This is a genomic window from Pelosinus baikalensis, from assembly GCF_020819555.1.
In the GTDB taxonomy this organism is placed as follows: domain Bacteria; phylum Bacillota; class Negativicutes; order DSM-13327; family DSM-13327; genus Pelosinus; species Pelosinus baikalensis.
The window spans coordinates 1-3,058 of the sequence record NZ_JAJHJB010000095.1 but is presented as its reverse complement, the minus strand read 5'-3'; the positions used below and the strand labels follow the sequence as shown (position 1 = coordinate 3,058).

Sequence of the window (3,058 nt, the reverse complement as noted above, 5' to 3'; positions counted from 1 at the left end):
CCTCCACCGATGAGGCATACTCCGATAACGCAGCCTCGCTATCTTCCGTCAGTCTGCCGTTTTTGATAAGGATAGCAGCCGGCAAATGACGACCTTGTTTGAAATATCGGTAATTCAGCTCTGATGCATTCCGGCTGCCGTACATATCCATGAGCGCTGAGATCCAGCGAGGTACTCCATAGGCGCCATTACCAATCTTAAGATGTAAAATCTCATTGGCTTGAAATTCAACTGGTGTACTATCGTCAAAATTGCCATTTCTCATATCCATAATTCGAGGATCACCAAACTCTTTAAACCAAACAACTTTATTGCCGTAGATAATCTGTACGTACCGCCTAAATTTCTTCTTACGCTGGAACTGCTGTCCATCACGATAGTAGGTAACGTCAACAGCTGCACCTCTTTTTGTTACACGAATACTGGAGGCATCCTCAATCTTTTCAAGTTCGACTACTTCCTTCTTGCCGTTACGAATGACTTCAATATAGCCATTACCACAAGTCTCACGATCGTCTATGGCATCTTTTAGAATATCAATAAATGACTTTTCCATGTGCATGTACTTCAAAGCCGATTCCACCCGGTTCCACTCAGCTATCATCTCAGAAGTTTCCTTATCCTTAGTTTCATCGTTCTTATATTTTAGCTGCAGCCCAAAGCCGACTATATTCTGCTTATAAGACTCGACACATTGCGGAAGAATCGTAGACATTTCTTTCATTTCAAGTAAACGTGAAATAGAATATTTCGGTTCTAGTACATCTGCTATAGAGTACTTCTTTTCATCAGCATCTTTAGCAGTTGGTGTTTCTGACTTTTGAATGCCAGTAATGACTCTGGCCCTTACTTTTTGCATGATCTCACCTCCTTAGAAACGATTCCTACGCTCACGCTTGGTAGCTGCGTCTTTCACGGTAACCGGCAAGCACAATAAAAAAAGACAGTCCGCTCTGTCTGGTGATTTAAGTCCTCGTTTCTTCATTTCTTTTTTACTCTCCAGCTTGATCTTACCTTTACTTTCATAGATTCCATACTTCCTGGTAGTTAGCTGAGCGATTAGTTCGTTATCGTCAGGTAAAATCAAATCACTGGGCTTTTTATTGCCTTGTTCATCAAACTCACTGAGCAGATCCTTAACGATGGAAGCCATGAGCGTAGTCGTATCATAATAATACTTATGATGGATAGGTATACCGAACTTCACTGGGATTATTCTTAGCCATTCTAGACCTTCTAGCTTTTTTATTTCTAGCAACCGATCCGTTACCCCGCCCCCAACACCAGTATCATCAATCTTAACAGGAATAATTATGTGAGGATATCGATCGTGAAGCTTATTACTAATCTGCATAATATCACCTACAGTCTTCATGGTATCCTGTCCATGACGAATCTCAAGTGGCAGCACCTTGTAATTAATCTTTACACCTATGACGGTTTCATCTCCGCCTTCTCTGGCTACGTCACAGGCAATGTCTATGGATTCGACGGTTTGGCTATTGTCATAATCGGTGTTTACTCCACGCATAACCAAATAAAGCTGAATAAAAACATCATCTTCCTGATCAGGGAAATCACCTTTTACTCGAACTTTAACGGCATTACTATTAGCGCCATACTTCCGCTTAAGCATCTCAATGTTTTCTTTATCAGTTCGCTCGCATTCCTCAGCATCGATGTGGATACAGCAAAATTGATCACGATCTTTGTGATGGGATTCATAAAAGATACCACTATTCCGAGTAGGATTGGAGATAAATAAGATGCGATTGTCTACACCGGTAATAGTACCTAAAAGAGTCTCTAAGATCTCATCCGAAACACCAGAGGCTTCATCCACGATGATCAACATATTATCGGCATGAAGACCGGCCATATTTTCTTTCTTCGTTGCGGTCTTTGCAGTAGCAAACCATTCTAGCTCGTATCCAACCATATACAACATCGTTTTGGTGAGAGTCAAAAATGTATCAGCATAGGTACCTGATAGCCACTTAGCAATCTCTGGCCAAAGAACAATGTTAAGCTGTTGCCGAGTTGGTGCAGTGGCAATCACTTTCGCGCCTTCTCGAAAAAGCATATACCAGATGATGATACAGGCCACAGTTGCAGTTTTACCTACCCCCTGCCCGGATCGGACAGTCGTTCTTTTATTGTCTCTGACCGATATCATGATTTCTATTTGCTTTTCATCGGGATAAAAATTAAGTACATCCTCTGAAAATCCGATTGGATCATCATAATAAAGGTCAATCAACTCCTCAAAATCGATCGACTCAACCTTTTGCTGTGCAGATTTTAGATTGATCCCTTCTAGCTCTACGAGATCTAACGTATCTTTCCCAATCAGATCTAACGCTTCCAGAAAACGATTAAGAGGATCCATGTTTCATCTTCCTCTCTTGCATCTTCTGTCGCAGAGCGTCCACATGCTCATTGCCTTTACTTTCCCCTTTAGCCTTTTCCATATCAAATAGCAATCTGGCTTTGCTTAAATTTAATTTTTCAAGTTCAATGCTTCGAGTTACTTCAATGCTATGTTTAAGCGCGATGGCTCTAGTCTTTTTATCTTGTACTCGAGTAAGTGCTTCTTCAACTTTGAGAATATCATCAATCGTACGACATTCTGTTTCGGTGATTTCCGTAACTACCATATTGGCTTCTGGAATCATCAGTACTTTACTAGTTCCATCTTTTTCACTATAGACTTCCATCGGCTTTTTCTGGATCTGTAGCTCCTGCAATACCTTACGCTCTTTTTCACTCAGGCCATCCATCAAACTATGAATCCGCTCCATCATACGACGTTCCCGAAAGGTAAAGAACTTAATACCTGCCTCAACTTGCGCCAAGGTACTGGTGTCAATTTTATCATAGAGCAGTTGTTCTTCCTCTGTCAGACAGTCAAACCAAATCGTTTCATACTCTCCAGTGGTTACAGCATTTTTATTGCCTGGCATACCGCCAGGACCTCCGCGGTTTCCAAGACCATTTTTATTACCTTTAGGTGCTCCATGACCTTTGGCATTTTTACTGCCAAGCGGTGGACCTCGCT

At 41.5% G+C, this 3,058-nt stretch carries 2 protein-coding genes and 1 pseudogene; all 3 read right to left on the bottom strand.

Annotation, left to right across the window (positions count from 1 at the left end; all coding sequences use genetic code 11):
- A partial coding sequence (locus LMF89_RS25080) for a phage portal family protein (RefSeq protein WP_229537537.1) occupies positions 1-859 on the bottom strand: 859 nt, incomplete at its 3' end.
- 12 nt (positions 860-871) lie between these two features.
- A complete protein-coding gene (locus LMF89_RS25075) occupies positions 872-2,389 on the bottom strand; it encodes an AAA family ATPase (RefSeq protein WP_229537536.1) in 1,518 nt (505 codons plus the stop codon).
- Positions 2,376-3,058 (bottom strand): annotated as a pseudogene (locus tag LMF89_RS25070) (hypothetical protein); the annotation flags it as partial. The pseudogene LMF89_RS25070 and the gene LMF89_RS25075, both read right to left, overlap by 14 nt.